Below are 15744 nucleotides of genomic sequence, written 5' to 3' on the forward strand. Positions count from 1 at the left end.
GAACGTAATTAACGCGTCCACACATAAGCTATGATGATCAAAATGACCATCCCCCAACCGATACGATCGATATACGTTCTCAGATGTACCGCCATTTTAGGACCACCGGTTTTTAATAACCAAGCCACGAGGAAAAAACGTAATCCGCGACTTATTATCGAGCCCAGGACAAACGGAATAAATGCAACACCGAGCATGCCACCACTAACCGTAAACAACTTGTACGGCAGTGGTGAAAATCCGGCAATAAAGATTATCCAAAACCCATAATCTTGAAACCAGCTTGTGACGCGAATCAACTTGTCTTGATATCCAGCCCACTCCACTAATGGCAACACCACCGGATCAAATAAGAAGTAACCTAACCAATAACCAGCAATACCGCCTAACACTGAAGCTAATGTGGTGATCAGCGCAAACCGCCAAGCTTTCTCAGGTTGAGTCATCGCCATTGGCGCTAACATAACATCAGGTGGGATGGGAAAGACAACCGACTCAGAAAAACTCAAACCGGCTAAAATGGCAGGAGCACGGCGATGTTGCGACCAGCTTAGAACTTTGTCGTACAACCAGCCAAAAACTTTCATATTGGCGCTCCAGGCACCAGCGGCACAAATTTCACTTCACCCAACTCCTTTTGTTCAAACTCATCACCGAAACGGCGTACCACAATCAAGCGTTGTTTGGTCGTTCCAACTGGAATCACCATAACACCACCATCGGTAAGTTGTTCCATAAGCGCCATCGGCATAGCACTGGCGGCGGCCGTGACAATGATTCCATCAAATGGCCCTTTCGATTTCCAACCTTGCCAGCCATCACCATGACGCATTGATACATTGTGCAAATCTAGTTTTTTCAAGCGCCGTTTCGCTTGATACTGCAATTCAGCAATACGTTCAACTGAAAACACATGGTCCACTAACTGTGCCAAAATTGCTGTCTGATAGCCACTGCCTGTACCTATTTCTAACACTTTTTTACAGTGGTGTTGCATTAATAATTGCGTCATCGAAGCAACCATTAATGGTTGTGAGATAGTTTGGCCCTGGCCAATTGGTAACGCGGTATTCTCGTAAGCCTTATGAGCCAATGACTCAGGCATAAATAAATGCCTTGGCGTAGAACGAATAACCTCAAGTACTGCACTATTGGAAATACCCTCGGCACGCAGTTTATCGGCAAGCTTACGTGCCATCCCCTGAAAATTCTGGATCATGTTGTTGTTTTCGTTAACCAGTTAGACAAAGTATCTTGATGACTGCGCGCCGTCATGTCCAAGCTTAATGGCGTAATTGACACATACCCTTCGCGCACCGCATGAAAATCCGTTCCTTCTGCATCGTCCTGATGCCCGCCAATAGGACCGTACCAAAAAATATCACGGCCAAATGGGTCTTTACTTTGTACCATGGTATCGGCGCGATGACGGCGACCCAGACGGGTTACTTTGTAGCCCTTAAGCTCATCAAACGGCACTGCGGGCACATTTATATTCAAGATGGTATCTAATCGAAGTGGCTGATCAGCCATTCGATTCACTATATTGGCGACGACTAAGGCCGCTGTATCATAATAACTATCGCTACGTGACCCCATCGAAACAGCTATTGCTGGTAGTCCCATAAAGCGGCCTTCCATTGCTGCTGCAACAGTACCTGAGTAAAGCACGTCGTCACCCATGTTCGGGCCGTCGTTAATACCTGATACCACCAAGTCTACATCATCCGCCAGCGGTGAGTTGGTGCCTAAATGCACACAATCGGTTGGCGTGCCATTTAACGAATAAAAACCATTCGGCAAGCGTTGCATACGCAATGGATTATGCAGTGTCAACGAGTTGCTTGCACCGCTGCAGTTGCGATCAGGGGCAATAACACGCACTTGTGCGATATCTTTCAAACGCTCGTAAAGTGCCTCAATGCCGGGGGCATGCACACCATCGTCATTGCTGACTAATAACTTCATCATGAGTTTCATTACCTTGTATTAATTCACGCAGTACACTTGTCGCATAGCTACCACGTGGAAGTGCAAATTCAATTTGAGCGCAGTCGTCACCTAACCAGCTTATTTTCGGCTGTTCTAAGTGCAACAAAATTGCGCGGCGAGACGCATCAACCCGCTGCTTCAATAGGCCCGCCATCAATTCTGGTTCAGCATTGCAAATATCTTGTTCAAATTGTCCAATCGCAGCGTTGGTTGACCAACGTCCGCTGCCAGGCATTGGCGCCGTTAACATGATATCACCACTGTTAAAGCGTTGAAGCAATGTTTCATCAACCGTTTCAACCACAAAAAATGATTGGCTGCCGCGCAGCATCATGGCATCGCCAACTTCCGGCGTCATGCGGTTTGCAGCAATACGGGCGCTAACAATTCGATTAAACAATAACGAGCGGGCTGCGGAGAGGTATAAGCCGCTCTGATGACGACTCGGCCGACGCTTTAACTCACCAGCAAACCAGCGCTTCGCTTGTTCAATATTTTGTCCACCGTGGCCAAAACGTTGTGCGCCAAAGTAATTCGGTACACCCAAGCGAACAATTTCATGCCAACGCGCTTCGAATGATGCTTGGCTATCAATATCTCTAATCCGCAGAACAAACTTGTTTGCACGATGCGTTCCGGTTTTTAACTTGCGTGGTTGCAGTGCTGCATGCAACACAGAGAATTCAGGATGGTCAAGCTGCTGCCAGTCCAGTAGGTCTTGCCCGGGTAACTGCACAGAAAACCACTGAAAGGTTACTGCATGTCGGTCTTTTAATCCGGAATAGCTAACATCGCGTTCTTTAACCCCGGCAAAATTAGCAAGCTGGCTTGCAACAAAGGCGGTATTTGCGCCCTTCTTTTCCACCCACAACCACTGGTGCTCACCCTTTTGTTCATTCGGTTCACTCGTTGGAAGGTCAAGCAGTTCAGTGACTTCGAAGTCTTCCGGCGATGCTTTAAATTGCCCTTGGCACGTGGGTTGGCCATGTAAATAAGCATCAATCACGTGCAGGCACCGGCATAACGAGAACCACTGCGTGGCACGCAATGCCCTCTTTACGCCCAACAAATCCAAGTTTTTCTGTCGTTGTGGCTTTCACATTAATACTTCCTATTTCTGCAACCAATAGTTGTGCAATACGCGCACGCATTGCAGGGATGTAGTCAGCAAGCTTTGGCGCCTGGGCAACCACGGTAATATCTAGGTTACCCAGTACAAACCCTTGCTGCTGCACTAATTTATAAACATGTTGTAATAATTGACCGCTATCGGCACCTGCGTATTGCGCATCGGTATCTGGGAAGTGTTGGCCAATGTCACCCAGTGCAACGGCACCCAGCAGTGCATCTGCGACCGCATGCAAGATAACGTCGCCATCTGAATGCGCAACCAAGCCTTGTGTATAAGGTACGTGGATGCCACCAAGCGTGAGCGGACCCTCACCACCGAATTTATGTACATCGTAGCCATGACCTATACGCATGTTGGCTCCTTAAATAACGTGGTTAAATACAAAGCGGCAAGCTGTTCATCGCCTGGCTGAGTAATTTTTATATTAGTTTGCCGTCCAGGCACCAACAGCGGATGGCCGCCTAACAGCTCAATGGCTGATGCCTCATCGGTTATCAACGGGTTATCGACGCCTAATTGCTCTAACGCTTGGCAGAGCCGTTCCGCGCCAAACACCTGAGGCGTTAAAGCCCGCCACAAATTATCGCGCGCGACAGTGGTCGCAATGCGCTTCAATACTTCGGAATCATCACGGCGAGCTCGTTTTACAGTATCCGCCAAGGGTAGCGCCAAGATAGCGCCATCGGCATTCGACAACCCGGCACTAATTACCGCGCTCAACTCGTCTGGCTGCAAACAAGGGCGCGCTGCATCGTGCACCACAACTGTAGTGAAACCATCCATTTGTGCTTGTTTTACACCAGCTAAAACCGATGCCGCGCGACTGCTTCCGCCTTGCACAAAGTGAATGTCGCAATGGCTGTTGAAGTTAAGCGAAGTCACCCGTTGGTCATCCGCAGCAATCGCAATATAGACAGCCTGAACTCTGGCATCGGATATCACTGCTGCAACACTGTGCTCAAGCACTGTTTGTCCGGCTAATTGAAGGTATTGTTTGGGTTCAGATAGCCCCATACGGCTACCCACTCCTGCAGCGGGGATAACTGCAGCAACACCAGCTACATTTTGCATAGGCTCTTTTAGTTAGCTTGTTGTTTTATTGGAACTAAGCGGAAAAAAGTTTCATCTCGCTTAATCAAACCTAATTCGTTGCGTGCGCGCTCCTCAAGAGCAACCTGACCGTCGCGTAAGTCGGCGATGTCCGCAACAAGAACTTGGTTTCGTTGTTTCAGGCGAGTGTTGGTTTCAGCTTGGCGTTGAACGTCGGACTGCAGGTGCCAATAATCCGGTAGGCTATTCTTCCCCACCCATAGACGATATTGCAGTGCGATTAACGCAACGATAAATACCAATTTTAGTAATCGCATAGCTGTCCCCACATGCTGTTGTTCGTTATTATAAATAATTGCTGCGGTTCTGCTAGTATATCGACCTTTGCCGCAAAGCCCAACGATAAATCAACGTCGCGAGTTACAATGGATTATTTCTTAATTATCTCAATTATTTTCATTGGCGCTTGCCTGCAAGGCATTACCGGTTTTGGCTCCGGGCTCATTGCTGTTCCCTTGTTAACCCTACTTCTGCCACTTAGCGTTATTACACCAACGCTTTCAGTGGTGAATTTTGTCATGGCTACCTACCTGGCCTGGATGTTGCGCCACTCGCTGCATATCAAACATTGGCGCCCTTTGCTAATAAGCGGCGTGCTCGGCACCTTGTGTGGCAATTACTTATTGGCTTATTTACGCCTCGACTGGCTGCAAATGGGTATGGCAATTATGGTGATAGCCGTGGCATTACTGTTTTGGTTTGGCGTTCAGTTACGCCATAAAAGCACCCCAAAACTGCAATCGGTTACAGGTCTTTTAGCTGGGTTCAGTAACGGTGCCCTAACCTTGGGTGGCCCCCCCGTAGTTTTGTTTTTAACTGGAAATGGTCTTGACCGGATTGCCTTTCGCGCCACATTAACGCTTTTTTTCTGGGTTTTGGCCTTAACCAATATCGTGTCTTTCACCGTGCAACAGCGGTATCAGCTTGAGCATGTACCGATTTTAGTATGCTTGTTGATTGGTGCAATTTCCGGGGCGTGGCTTGGCCATCGCATCAGCAATCGTTTGTCAGAACAGCTGTTTCGTAAGTTGAGTTTATTGCTTGTGATCATTGCTGGCGGCGTTGCGTTTTTCAGTGCCTTTCGGTAACCACAGACCAATTAGAAGTCGACTGTTGTAGCCAGTAACACTTCTCGTAGCGTCAGGGTGCGCGGATCAATACGCCCTTTGTGGCTCCACTGATGGCCACAAAATGCTGGTGCTAAGTTGGTTGCATCAGGCCGCAATAGCCACAGTTGATCGCTACCTGTCTCAAGGCATTTACCTTCGAAATTAAACCAACCGTGCATGTTGCAGTGCACACGATGTTGCGCCTTATCGATGCGATCAATTGAATCAAGCCGCACTTGCTGAATAGCTGACTGTAAATCGAAGATTGGAACGGTATCGCCTAAACGCGCCGAACGCGACAGCCAACGTTGTAACTTACTGGCTTGGGTAGAACTGACCGTTAAGTGTTTCTTTTGCGGGGTTTGCCAACTGGCGTTTTGTACATCAAGTGTATATGGGGCGTCACTTTCAAGCATGCCACGCGCTGCATTTTGAACATAGTATGGAACGCTTTGTAAGCGACGTTGCAGTAAGGAAATTGAAATCTGTTCTTGCTGGGCAAGTTGTTTTAATTCGCGCTCATAGAGTGCTGTACACAATTCCGCAAAGGCGCCAGAACCCACACCAACCGTTGTGGTTGGTGTGAGTTGCTGGAAAATATCACCCTGCTGAGTCACTGCAGTGACCTTTTTCTGTTAGCTCTGCTTCGCATTCACTTCAGCACGACCTCGATATGGCGCTTTGCCATTCAGTTCGGCTTCAATGCGCAGCAACTGGTTATATTTCGCGACCCGATCAGAACGGCATAACGAGCCGGTTTTGATCTGTCCCGCCGCAGTACCCACAGCTAAATCAGCAATCGTCGCATCTTCAGTTTCACCTGAGCGATGCGAAATAACAGCGGTGAAACCGGCTTCGTTGGCCATGCGAATCGCCGCCAAAGTTTCTGACAAGCTACCAATCTGATTAAACTTAATCAGAATTGAATTGCCGATCCCTTCGTCAATTCCACGCTTCAGGATTTTAGTGTTGGTTACAAACAAATCGTCACCGACCAGTTGTACCCGATCACCAAGACGATCGGTCAAAACTTTCCAGCCAGCCCAATCACGTTCATCAAGGCCATCTTCAATCGAGATAATCGGATATCTTTGGCACAAACCATCGAGATACTCCGCGAAACCCGCAGCGTCAAAAGACTTTCCTTCGCCAGCTAAATGGTACTTACCGTCGCGGTAGAATTCAGATGCGGCACAATCAAGCGCTAAGGTAACATCGTGCTCCATGCGGTAACCGGCTTTATCAACAGCCTCAACAATCACTGCTAACGCTTCTTCATTGCTGGCTAAATTCGGTGCAAACCCACCTTCATCGCCAACTGCAGTGCTTAAACCGCGCGCCTGAAGAACTTTTTTGAGCGCATGAAATATTTCCGCGCCCATACGTAATCCTTCACGGAAGCTACTTGCACCAACCGGTTGAATCATGAACTCTTGGATGTCGACGTTATTATCCGCGTGCTCGCCACCATTAAGAATATTCATCATCGGTAAAGGCATGCTGAACTGTCCTGGCGTGCCATTAATTTCTGCAATATGCGCATACAGCGGCATACCTTTGCTGCTTGCTGCAGCCTTAGCCGCTGCCAAAGAAACTGCCAAAATTGCGTTGGCGCCCAGCTTCTCTTTGTTTTCAGTACCGTCAAGATCAAGCATGATTTGATCAACATGTACTTGGTTGGTCGCATCAATACCGGTTAATGCCGGCGCAATCAAATTATGAATATTTGCGACGGCTTTCTCGACACCTTTACCGAGATAACGGCTGGCATCACCATCACGCAATTCTAAAGCTTCACGCGAACCGGTAGATGCACCACTTGGTGCTGCTGCACGGCCCCAATGGCCGTTATCCAAATGCACATCGGCCTCAACCGTCGGGTTTCCGCGTGAGTCCATAATTTCTCGAGCTACAATTTTACTGATTGCTGCCATGAGTTTAAATTGCTCCTGTTAAAACACGCGGCACTTAGGCGCGACGCTTCTTCTGATAAATACCTGCAGCTTCGATAAAGCCACGGAACAATGGATGCCCATCACGAGGTGTCGAAGTGAATTCCGGGTGGAATTGCGCCGCGACAAACCACGGATGTTTTGGAATTTCGATAATTTCGACCAAACGATTATCGTGTGACCAGCCAGAAATTTTCAGGCCAGCCTTCTCCAATTGCTCAACATAATTGCCGTTTACTTCGTAGCGATGACGGTGACGCTCTTCAATCACATCGCTGCCATAAAGAGTGTGCGCTTTAGTGCCTTTCACAAGGTTACATGGTTGAGCGCCAAGGCGCATCGTGCCGCCAAGATCTGAACTGCCATCACGTAACTCTTTCTGACCCTTGGCATCCATCCACTCTGTGATCAAACCAACCACCGGGTGCTCGGCGTTGACATCAAATTCAGTACTATTTGCCGTGGTTAAACCAGCTACATTGCGTGCATATTCAATCAACGCAATTTGCATACCTAAACAAATGCCTAAATAAGGAATGTCATTTTCACGGGCATATTGTGCCGCCATGATTTTACCAAGAATGCCACGTTCACCGAAGCCACCAGGTACAATAATAGCGTCAACATCAGCTAACTTTGCAACCCCTTTGGTTTCGACATCTTGCGCGTCAATATAGCGAATATTAACGGTTAAGCGGTTTTTCAACCCGGCATGGGCTAAGGCCTCGTTGACCGATTTATAAGCGTCGGGTAGTTCAATGTATTTACCGACAAAGCCAATGGTCACTTCACCGCTTGGATTGGATTCTTGATAAAGAACTTGTTCCCACTCAGCTAAATCAGCTTGCGGACGGTCCATACGGAAACGATGAACAACCAACTCATCAAGCCCCTGCGATTTCAAAATCGCCGGAATCTTGTAAATGCTATCAACGTCTTTTAAGCCAATAACAGCTTTCTCTTCAACGTTGGTAAACAACGCAATTTTAGAGCGTTCGTTGGCCGGTAAAGCGCGATCTGAACGGCACACCAGCACATCAGGTTGAATCCCGATAGAGCGCAGTTCTTTCACTGAGTGTTGCGTAGGCTTCGTTTTAACTTCGCCTGCAGCACCCAAGAACGGTACTAAAGTTAAGTGCATAAACAAGGTACGGTCGCGCCCTACCTCGGTTGCCAATTGACGAATTGCTTCTAAGAACGGTTGTGACTCAATATCACCCACAGTTCCGCCAATCTCAATGATTGCGATATCATAGCCTTCGCTACCATCAATAATACGGCGTTTAATTTCGTTGGTGATGTGTGGAATAACCTGGATGGTTGCGCCTAAAAACTCACCACGACGTTCGCGACGAATAATATCTTCGTAGACACGGCCTGCAGTAAAGTTATTTTTCTTGGTCATACGCGTGCGAATAAAGCGCTCGTAGTGACCTAAGTCCAGATCGGTTTCAGCACCATCTTCAGTCACGAAAACTTCACCGTGCTGAGTTGGACTCATGGTACCTGGATCGACGTTAATATAAGGGTCGAGTTTTAGAATCGTGACCTGAAGGCCACGAGCTTCAAGAATTGCCGCCAGTGAAGCTGCAGCAATGCCTTTGCCCAGCGAGGATACAACACCGCCGGTGACGAAAATATAATTAGTTGTCATGCGAAACCTAAGTCGTCAGGTTAAAAGGGAATTGCTTCAAGACGGGGAAATAGTATACCCGAAGCCACCCAATCCGACAATTTAAAATCACAGTAATCTGAATTGATTAAATCACGACGACTCAGATTTCACTGCCTGCCAATGTGCTTCAAGCTCTTCTAAACTCAAGTCTTCCGGCCGTTGCTTACTTATATTGAGACGCTTTTCTATGGCTTGAAAGCGCTGCTTGAACTTCAGGTTGGTGCGCCGCAAGGCATGTTCCGGGTTCACTTGCGCATGTCGCGCAAGATTCACGACGGCAAATAACACATCACCAATTTCTGCTTCAAGCGCCTGCTGATCACGCTCTTTGCACGCAAGCTCGGCTTCTACTTCTTCAATTTCTTCGCGTATTTTCGCCAAAACCGGTGCAATAGTGTCCCAGTCAAAACCAACATTAGCCGCGCGCTTTTGTAACTTCAACGCCATTAAAATACTCGGCAAATTATCTGGAATACCGTGAAAAACACTATCCTGGCCGCCTTTATTAGCACGTTCCTCTGCTTTAATTTGTTCCCACTGCGCTTTTATCTCTTCATCAGTTTGCGTGGTACTGTCGCCAAAAACGTGCGGATGCCGCCGAATAAGCTTGTCTGCTGTCTGCTGCGCCACATCATCGAAGCTAAACTGAGCGGACTCTTCACTTAATTGGGCATAAAAGACCACTTGAAACAGTAAGTCGCCAAGTTCATCTTTAATATCCGCCACGTCGCCTTCAGTAATCGCCGCCGCAACCTCGTACGCTTCCTCAATGGTATAAGGAATGAGGCTAGTCATGGTCTGTTTCAGATCCCACGGGCATCCGCCACTCGGATCTCGAAGTCGGCGCATGACTTCAAGCAGAGCAGCCACACCAGAGAGATTATTTGTTGTTGTCATTGTGTTGTTCGTACCACGTTATGAACGCCTTTGATTTGGGTGAGCCGATTCAACAGGCGTTGTAAGTTTTCGGTATCAGCAATAATTAAACCAACAGCGACGCGAGCTTGCCGTGTGGCCGCATCTGAATGCGAATCAAGCTGCGCGACATTGGCTTTTTCGTTCGCCAGCACACTGGTTATATCGTGTAAAAGTCCGTTCCGATCATCCGCTTCAATGCGCAAGTTGACCCGGTAATTGCCTCGTTTCGTTTGGCTCCAACTTACCGCAAGCGCCCTTTCGGGGTGTTGCTCCAATAGGTGCGTTAGTTGCTCGCAATCGCTGCGGTGCACCGATACCCCGCGCCCTTGCGTGACAAAACCTAAAATCGAATCGCCAGGTACAGGCTGGCAGCATTTAGCAAACTGTACCAATAAGTTACCAATACCTTCTACGGTAACGTCACTTTGTTTGCCAGCTTTTGTCGCGGCCTGTTTGGGCTTACGCGCGGTTATGCGCTCGATGCGCTCAGCCACGTTATCGTCCGCGGGCCTTAGCTGATTAACCACCTGATGCAAACGCACATCACCCGCACCAATGGCTGCGAGTAAATCATCTAAATGCACCATGTTAAACCGTTCCAGCACTGTTTCGGCTTGGCTTAATGGCACATTTAACTTACTCAATTCAGCCTCAAGCATGTCTTTTCCTGCTTTAAGGTTTTTATCACGATCAAGCTTTTTAAAGTAAGTTACAACCTTGCTGCGGGCGCGTGATGTTTGCAAATACCCATTGGCTGGGTTCAGCCAATCACGCCTTGGTTGCGCGCTCTTCTGCGTTAAAATATCGACCCGTTCGCCGTTTTTTAAATGGTACGTGAAAGGTACAATGTGCCCGTCAACCTTGGCGCCGACACAACGATGACCAACTTGGGAGTGAATGTAATAGGCAAAATCCAGTGGCGTCGCGCCATTTGGCAAATCAATTACTTCGCCTTTAGGGGTAAATACATACACCCTGTCTTCAAATACTTGCGAGCGAATTTCGTCAACAAGGCCATCGTTGCCAGCCATATCATCATGCCAAGCCAACAATTTGCGCAACCAGGCAATTTTTTCTTCAAAACCAGTGCCTTTCCCGGCCGCGCCGCCTTCTTTGTACATCCAATGTGCAGCAACACCAAGTTCAGCATCATCATGCATCGCTTGTGTGCGAATTTGAATTTCAACGTACTTATCATCAGGCCCAAGCACTACGGAATGAATCGACTGATAGCCATTGGCTTTTGGCGTCGCAATGTAGTCGTCAAACTCTGATGCAATATGTCGCCACATGCTATGCACCACACCCAGCGCACCGTAGCAGTCTTTTAATGACTCAGTAATGATGCGCACGGCGCGAATATCAAACAGTTCTTCAAAACTTAAATGCTTCTTCTGCATTTTTCGCCAAATGGAATAAATGTGCTTAGGCCGCCCATAAACAGTAGCCTTTACACCCTCAGCGTCGAGTGCTTGCTGTAACCCTTGTACAAATTCCTGAATATAACTTTCGCGGTCAATGCGTCGCTCATGTAACTGCGCCGCAATTGCCTTGTAGGTAGATGGGTGTAGATAACGAAATGCGAGGTCTTCCAACTCCCATTTGAGCTGACCAATGCCAAGGCGGTTCGCTAGCGGGGCATAAATTTCATGACATTCTTTGGCTGCTAGTACCCGTGTCTCTTCATCGAGCGCTTTAACTTCGCGCAAAAAACAAATGCGTTCAGCCAACTTAATTAATACCGCACGCACATCGGTGACCATGGCCAGCAACATGCGTCGCACATTATCAATTTGAATCAAACTAGGTTTGCCGTGCTGAAAGTGCTGCAGTGCGCTGATGGTCTGCATTTGCTGCACGGCTTCAAGTAAAATAGGTAAGCTGTTACCGCCCCACGCCAATGCTTGTTCCGTATCAAATAACTGGGCTTCAAACGCTGGGCTATACAATGCGGCAATCAAGGATTCTTGATCGAGATTCAGGCCGATGAGAATCTCGACCATTTCTTCGCCTTTTAGCAGTAAGTGCGGTTGTTTGGCTTGTTGGCATAGCGCTTTAAGGCGCTCCGCATGCTCGCGCAATTGCTCGCGTCGTGCATCCGAGTCCAATTCTGCTAGCCAGTCGCCCTGTTGATGTGGTTTATCAACGTGCGTACTTCTTACCCAAACCACCGTGTTACTCCCTTTCGAAAAGTGTGATTACCTCAATGTGATGGGTCTGCGGAAACATGTCAATGACTTGCGCTCGTTTTAACTGATATCCATTTTGTTTTAACACATTGGCGTCACGCGCCAATGTATCAGGCGCACAAGATACATACACAATGCGTTGCGGCTGCCGCTTGGCAACTTCGCCAATTGCGTGCGGCGCGCCGGCTCGCGCAGGGTCTAATAATACTTTTGTGAATGGTTGATCAAACTTACTGCCAGCCCAGCCTTGCTGCGGCCACGGTTGCTCTAAATTGGCGCACACAGCGTTAACCTTCACGGCGTAGCGCTTGGCATTTTCCGCTAACTGTTCGACCATTGAGTGAACCCCTTCTACTGCAGTAACCTGAGCCCCTTGCAGCGCCATCGGAATGGTAAAATTACCACTGCCCGCATACAACTCGAGAATGGTGTCCTGTGGCTCTATCGCAAGCCAACTTAATGCCTGGGCAACCATTTTCTCACTCAATTGCTGGTGCGTTTGCAGAAAGTCATTCGGTTTACAGTGCAACGCCGCGCCAAGGGTTTGATAACTCACCGTTGCGTCGTGCGCATTTAGAGGCTTTACGCTATGCTCGGTGGCCAACCAAATGGCCACGCTGTATTGTTCAGCAAAAAGCTGCAACGCTTGCGTATCGGCTTCAACAGGTGCTGTTTCGACACGCAGTAAAACAATAGGTTTAGGGTTTAAATCAATCAGTTCAACATGACCTAATTGGCGTACCAGACTCAATTTTGGCAGCAATGTACGCAATGGTTTCAGTAAATCATTTAATGATTTGGTTAGGGTTAAACAATCATTAATTGCGACAATCTGCTTACTTTTCGCCGCGCGGAAGCCTAATTTTAATTGCTGACGCTTGCGATCATAGTGCACGGCCAACCGCGCGCGACGACGATAATTCCAAGCATTGTCTGTTAACGGCTCAAGCCATTGCTCAGGCGACAGTTGTGCGAACTTCTGCAGCATCTGCTCGACAACCTGCTGCTTATGACGACGTTGCGCATGCAACTCTAAATGTTGGAGATCACAACCGCCACAACTTGCATAATAGGCGCATGGCGGCATTACCCGCTCAGAGCTTGCTTCAGTTATGTCAATCAGTTCGGCCTCATACTTACCACGAGGCATTAAACTGATAACTTCACCCGGTAATGCACCACCAACGAAACGTGCACCCTTGGGCGTACGAACCACGCCACGGCCTTGATGGTCAAGCCCAACCACTAATTGTTGCTTGAGTGCTTCAGCCTTAACCTGGCGCGGTTGCGGTTTATATATCTGAGCCATGTGCCCGAGCCTGTTGCATAATCGCCTTAATATCGCGTACCGCTTGGTCTAAACCAACCAATACTGCACGGGCGATAATCGCATGCCCAATATTTAGCTCCAAAAGCTGGGGAATCGCGGCAATCGCGGCAGTGTTGTGATAATGCAAACCGTGTCCGGCATTAACCTGCAAACCGGCAGCTTGCGCATATTCAGCTGCCGATCTGAGTTGCGCTAACGCTTGTTGTTGTGCGCTTTCGTCGTGCTGTTCAGCATAGTGTCCAGTGTGCAACTCAATAATCGGCGCGCCACAGGCAACGGCTGCATCAATTTGTCGTTTATCGGCATCAATAAATAAGCTCGTAGCAATATTACTTTCCGCCAACTGGGCCACAGCAGCGGTAATTTTGTCCTGCTGACCGGCCACATCAAGACCGCCTTCTGTGGTTAATTCTTCGCGTTTCTCTGGCACCAAACAACAATACGTAGGCTTAATGCGGGTTGCAATGGCGAGCATCTCAGGGGTTACCGCCATTTCAAGGTTCATCCGGGTCTGAATTGTTTGGGCCAGAATCTCCACGTCCCGATCGGTAATATGACGACGATCTTCGCGCAAATGCACCGTAATACCGTCGGCCCCAGCTTGCTCTGCAATGGCTGCTGCAGTAACCGGATCAGGATAACTGACGCCGCGAGCATTGCGTACAGTTGCAACATGATCAATATTCACGCCAAGTAAAATGGCCGCGACTCCAGCTGAATGCGTCATGGCAGTTCCTTAAATTGAACAAAGAGTTGACGACTACGCAAGGGTTTATCCCCCAAGTAAGGCTGCAAAGCAGCGCGCATAAGTCGCTTAAATAATTTTAGCAAGCGTTGATCGGATAGCTCAAATGCGCCGAGGCGTATCAAGTCTTGGCCACTCAACTGCACCCCTGCCGATTGAGTCATGCCAGCAATGGGCATAAATCCATCTTCAGGAATAAATTGATACGCTTGTGCGGGCAAAATGGGTTGTTGTTGATTATCAATATGCCAATCAAATCCATGCCCTAAATGGCACAACAGCTGCCACTCAAAGCGCCGCAATATAGGTTCGACATGGTCAACTTGAGTCAATAAGCTCAGGGTATGTTGGTAGTCGTCAAATAGCCCTTCTACCGCATGATACGGTGTGGTCAGGCGTTGTATCAATTCATTCAGGTAAAAACCGCTGTAAAGAGCTGTTCCGCCCAGATCAAGTGCGTTTCCACTTGCTTCGGCAGCCACCAGGGTTTGCAACTCGTGGCGGCCACGGCTGCTTATTTGCAGTGGCGTAAATGGCTGTAAAATACTTCGCCATGGGTTTTTAGGTCGCTTCGCACCTTTGGCGATTACACGATAGCGACCGTGTTCTGCGGTGAATAGCTCCACCAACAAGCTGCTGTCTTGATAGGGCCAGCGATGCAAAACGAACGCCGGTTCCATCATTTATTCCTCGCCGTACCCTAAGCTGCGTAACGCACGTTCGTCATCTGCCCAGCCAGATTTAACTTTCACCCATAGCTTGAGGTGAACTTTACCGCCAACTAACGGCTCTATGTCACGACGCGCTTCGGTACCAATAGTTTTTAATTTACTGCCACCGGCGCCAATCACCATGCGTTTTTGCGTATCGCGCTCAACCAAAATCAGCGCGTGAATGTGCGTGGTGCCTGAAGGCGCTGTTTGAAATTGTTCAATCTCAACTGTGGTGCTATAAGGCAGCTCATCACCGGTAAAGCGCATGAGTTTTTCACGGATAATTTCAGCTGTCATAAACCGCAATGAACGGTCAGTAACATAATCTTCCGGATAATGGTGAGCACCCGGTTTCGCGTAGTTATGCACCAGCTCACGCAATGCCTCTACGTGCGCGCCGGTCTCTGCAGATAATGGAATAATTTCCGCAAACTTGTGTTTTTCGGATAATTTTTGCAAGTACGGCAACAATTCAGCTTTATCTTTTATCTGGTCGATTTTGTTAACCACCAACACCACTGGGCGCTCGGTTTTTTTGAGTTTGGTGAGTACCATTTCATCGTCGCTGGCCCATTTGCCTGCTTCAACCACAAACAGTACGACCTCTACACCACTTAGCGAGCTCGACGCAGCGCGGTTCATTAGGCGGTTTATCGCACGTTTTTCGTCCTGATGTAGCCCTGGAGTGTCCACGTAAACAATTTGGCGATCGCCTTCGGTTTCAATTCCTAAAATGCGATGCCGGGTGGTTTGCGGTTTGCTTGAGGTAATACTAATTTTTTGACCAAGAATACGGTTCAGCAACGTTGACTTACCCACGTTTGGGCGCCCTACTATGGCGACAAATGCTGATTGTGAATTCTGTTCCGATACCATCAT

At 48.3% G+C, this 15744-nt stretch carries 17 protein-coding genes; 1 reads left to right on the plus strand and 16 read right to left on the minus strand.

Annotation, left to right across the window (positions count from 1 at the left end; genetic code table 11):
* Positions 1-8: 8 nt before the first annotated feature.
* From EGC76_RS03460 to ftsB, 7 genes are read right to left on the minus strand one after another with little or no spacing between them, the layout of a single operon-like run.
* Entirely contained in the window at positions 9-587 is a 579-nt protein-coding gene (locus EGC76_RS03460; protein WP_128351625.1) for a YqaA family protein, read from the minus strand.
* Positions 584-1219, minus strand: coding sequence for a protein-L-isoaspartate(D-aspartate) O-methyltransferase (locus tag EGC76_RS03465; protein ID WP_128351626.1), 636 nt, complete (start codon positions 1217-1219; stop codon positions 584-586). Before EGC76_RS03465 ends, EGC76_RS03460 begins: the two co-directional genes overlap by 4 nt.
* Complete coding sequence (surE, locus tag EGC76_RS03470; RefSeq protein ID WP_128351627.1) at positions 1216-1971, minus strand: 5'/3'-nucleotidase SurE; 756 nt, start codon at positions 1969-1971, stop codon at positions 1216-1218. The genes EGC76_RS03465 and surE overlap by 4 nt, the downstream gene beginning before the upstream one ends.
* Positions 1946-2998: a tRNA pseudouridine(13) synthase TruD gene (gene truD, locus EGC76_RS03475; protein ID WP_164876785.1), complete on the minus strand. Its 1053-nt coding sequence runs from the start codon at positions 2996-2998 to the stop codon at positions 1946-1948. Before truD ends, surE begins: the two co-directional genes overlap by 26 nt.
* Positions 2991-3476: a 2-C-methyl-D-erythritol 2,4-cyclodiphosphate synthase gene (ispF, locus tag EGC76_RS03480; RefSeq protein WP_128351629.1), complete on the minus strand. Its 486-nt coding sequence runs from the start codon at positions 3474-3476 to the stop codon at positions 2991-2993. The genes truD and ispF overlap by 8 nt, the downstream gene beginning before the upstream one ends.
* Positions 3467-4195: a 2-C-methyl-D-erythritol 4-phosphate cytidylyltransferase gene (ispD, locus tag EGC76_RS03485; protein ID WP_128351630.1), complete on the minus strand. Its 729-nt coding sequence runs from the start codon at positions 4193-4195 to the stop codon at positions 3467-3469. The genes ispF and ispD overlap by 10 nt, the downstream gene beginning before the upstream one ends.
* Before the next feature lie 8 nt (positions 4196-4203).
* A complete protein-coding gene (ftsB, locus tag EGC76_RS03490; RefSeq protein WP_128351631.1) occupies positions 4204-4491 on the minus strand; it encodes a cell division protein FtsB in 288 nt (95 codons plus the stop codon).
* 108 nt (positions 4492-4599) lie between these two features.
* Between ftsB and EGC76_RS03495 the strand changes: the two genes are divergently transcribed.
* Positions 4600-5322 carry a sulfite exporter TauE/SafE family protein gene (locus EGC76_RS03495; protein ID WP_164876786.1) on the plus strand — a complete coding sequence of 241 codons (723 nt, stop codon included), beginning with the start codon at positions 4600-4602 and terminating at the stop codon, positions 5320-5322.
* Positions 5323-5333: 11 nt separating this feature from the next.
* On the opposite strand, the gene EGC76_RS03500 is transcribed toward EGC76_RS03495, so the two are convergent.
* From EGC76_RS03500 to era, 9 genes are all read right to left on the minus strand, one after another.
* Positions 5334-5960 carry a hypothetical protein gene (locus EGC76_RS03500; RefSeq protein WP_128351633.1) on the minus strand — a complete coding sequence of 209 codons (627 nt, stop codon included), beginning with the start codon at positions 5958-5960 and terminating at the stop codon, positions 5334-5336.
* Between the two features lie 18 nt (positions 5961-5978).
* Positions 5979-7277 carry a phosphopyruvate hydratase gene (eno, locus tag EGC76_RS03505; RefSeq protein WP_128351634.1) on the minus strand — a complete coding sequence of 433 codons (1299 nt, stop codon included), beginning with the start codon at positions 7275-7277 and terminating at the stop codon, positions 5979-5981.
* Between the two features lie 34 nt (positions 7278-7311).
* Entirely contained in the window at positions 7312-8949 is a 1638-nt protein-coding gene (locus tag EGC76_RS03510; RefSeq protein WP_128351635.1) for a CTP synthase, read from the minus strand.
* 111 nt (positions 8950-9060) lie between these two features.
* Entirely contained in the window at positions 9061-9867 is an 807-nt protein-coding gene (mazG, locus tag EGC76_RS03515; protein ID WP_128351636.1) for a nucleoside triphosphate pyrophosphohydrolase, read from the minus strand.
* Positions 9864-12059 (minus strand): GTP diphosphokinase, encoded by a 2196-nt coding sequence (gene relA, locus EGC76_RS03520; RefSeq protein WP_128351637.1) that lies wholly within the window; start codon positions 12057-12059, stop codon positions 9864-9866. The genes mazG and relA overlap by 4 nt, the downstream gene beginning before the upstream one ends.
* A 4-nt stretch (positions 12060-12063) precedes the next feature.
* On the minus strand, positions 12064-13386 hold the full coding sequence (gene rlmD / locus EGC76_RS03525; protein ID WP_128351638.1) for a 23S rRNA (uracil(1939)-C(5))-methyltransferase RlmD: 1323 nt from the start codon (positions 13384-13386) through the stop codon (positions 12064-12066).
* Positions 13370-14134 carry a pyridoxine 5'-phosphate synthase gene (gene pdxJ / locus EGC76_RS03530; RefSeq protein WP_128351639.1) on the minus strand — a complete coding sequence of 255 codons (765 nt, stop codon included), beginning with the start codon at positions 14132-14134 and terminating at the stop codon, positions 13370-13372. Before pdxJ ends, rlmD begins: the two co-directional genes overlap by 17 nt.
* Entirely contained in the window at positions 14131-14835 is a 705-nt protein-coding gene (recO, locus tag EGC76_RS03535; RefSeq protein WP_128351640.1) for a DNA repair protein RecO, read from the minus strand. Before recO ends, pdxJ begins: the two co-directional genes overlap by 4 nt.
* Positions 14836-15744: a GTPase Era gene (gene era, locus EGC76_RS03540; RefSeq protein WP_246013886.1), complete on the minus strand. Its 909-nt coding sequence runs from the start codon at positions 15742-15744 to the stop codon at positions 14836-14838.

This window comes from Pseudidiomarina gelatinasegens, assembly GCF_004025325.1.
Taxonomy (GTDB): domain Bacteria; phylum Pseudomonadota; class Gammaproteobacteria; order Enterobacterales; family Alteromonadaceae; genus Pseudidiomarina; species Pseudidiomarina gelatinasegens.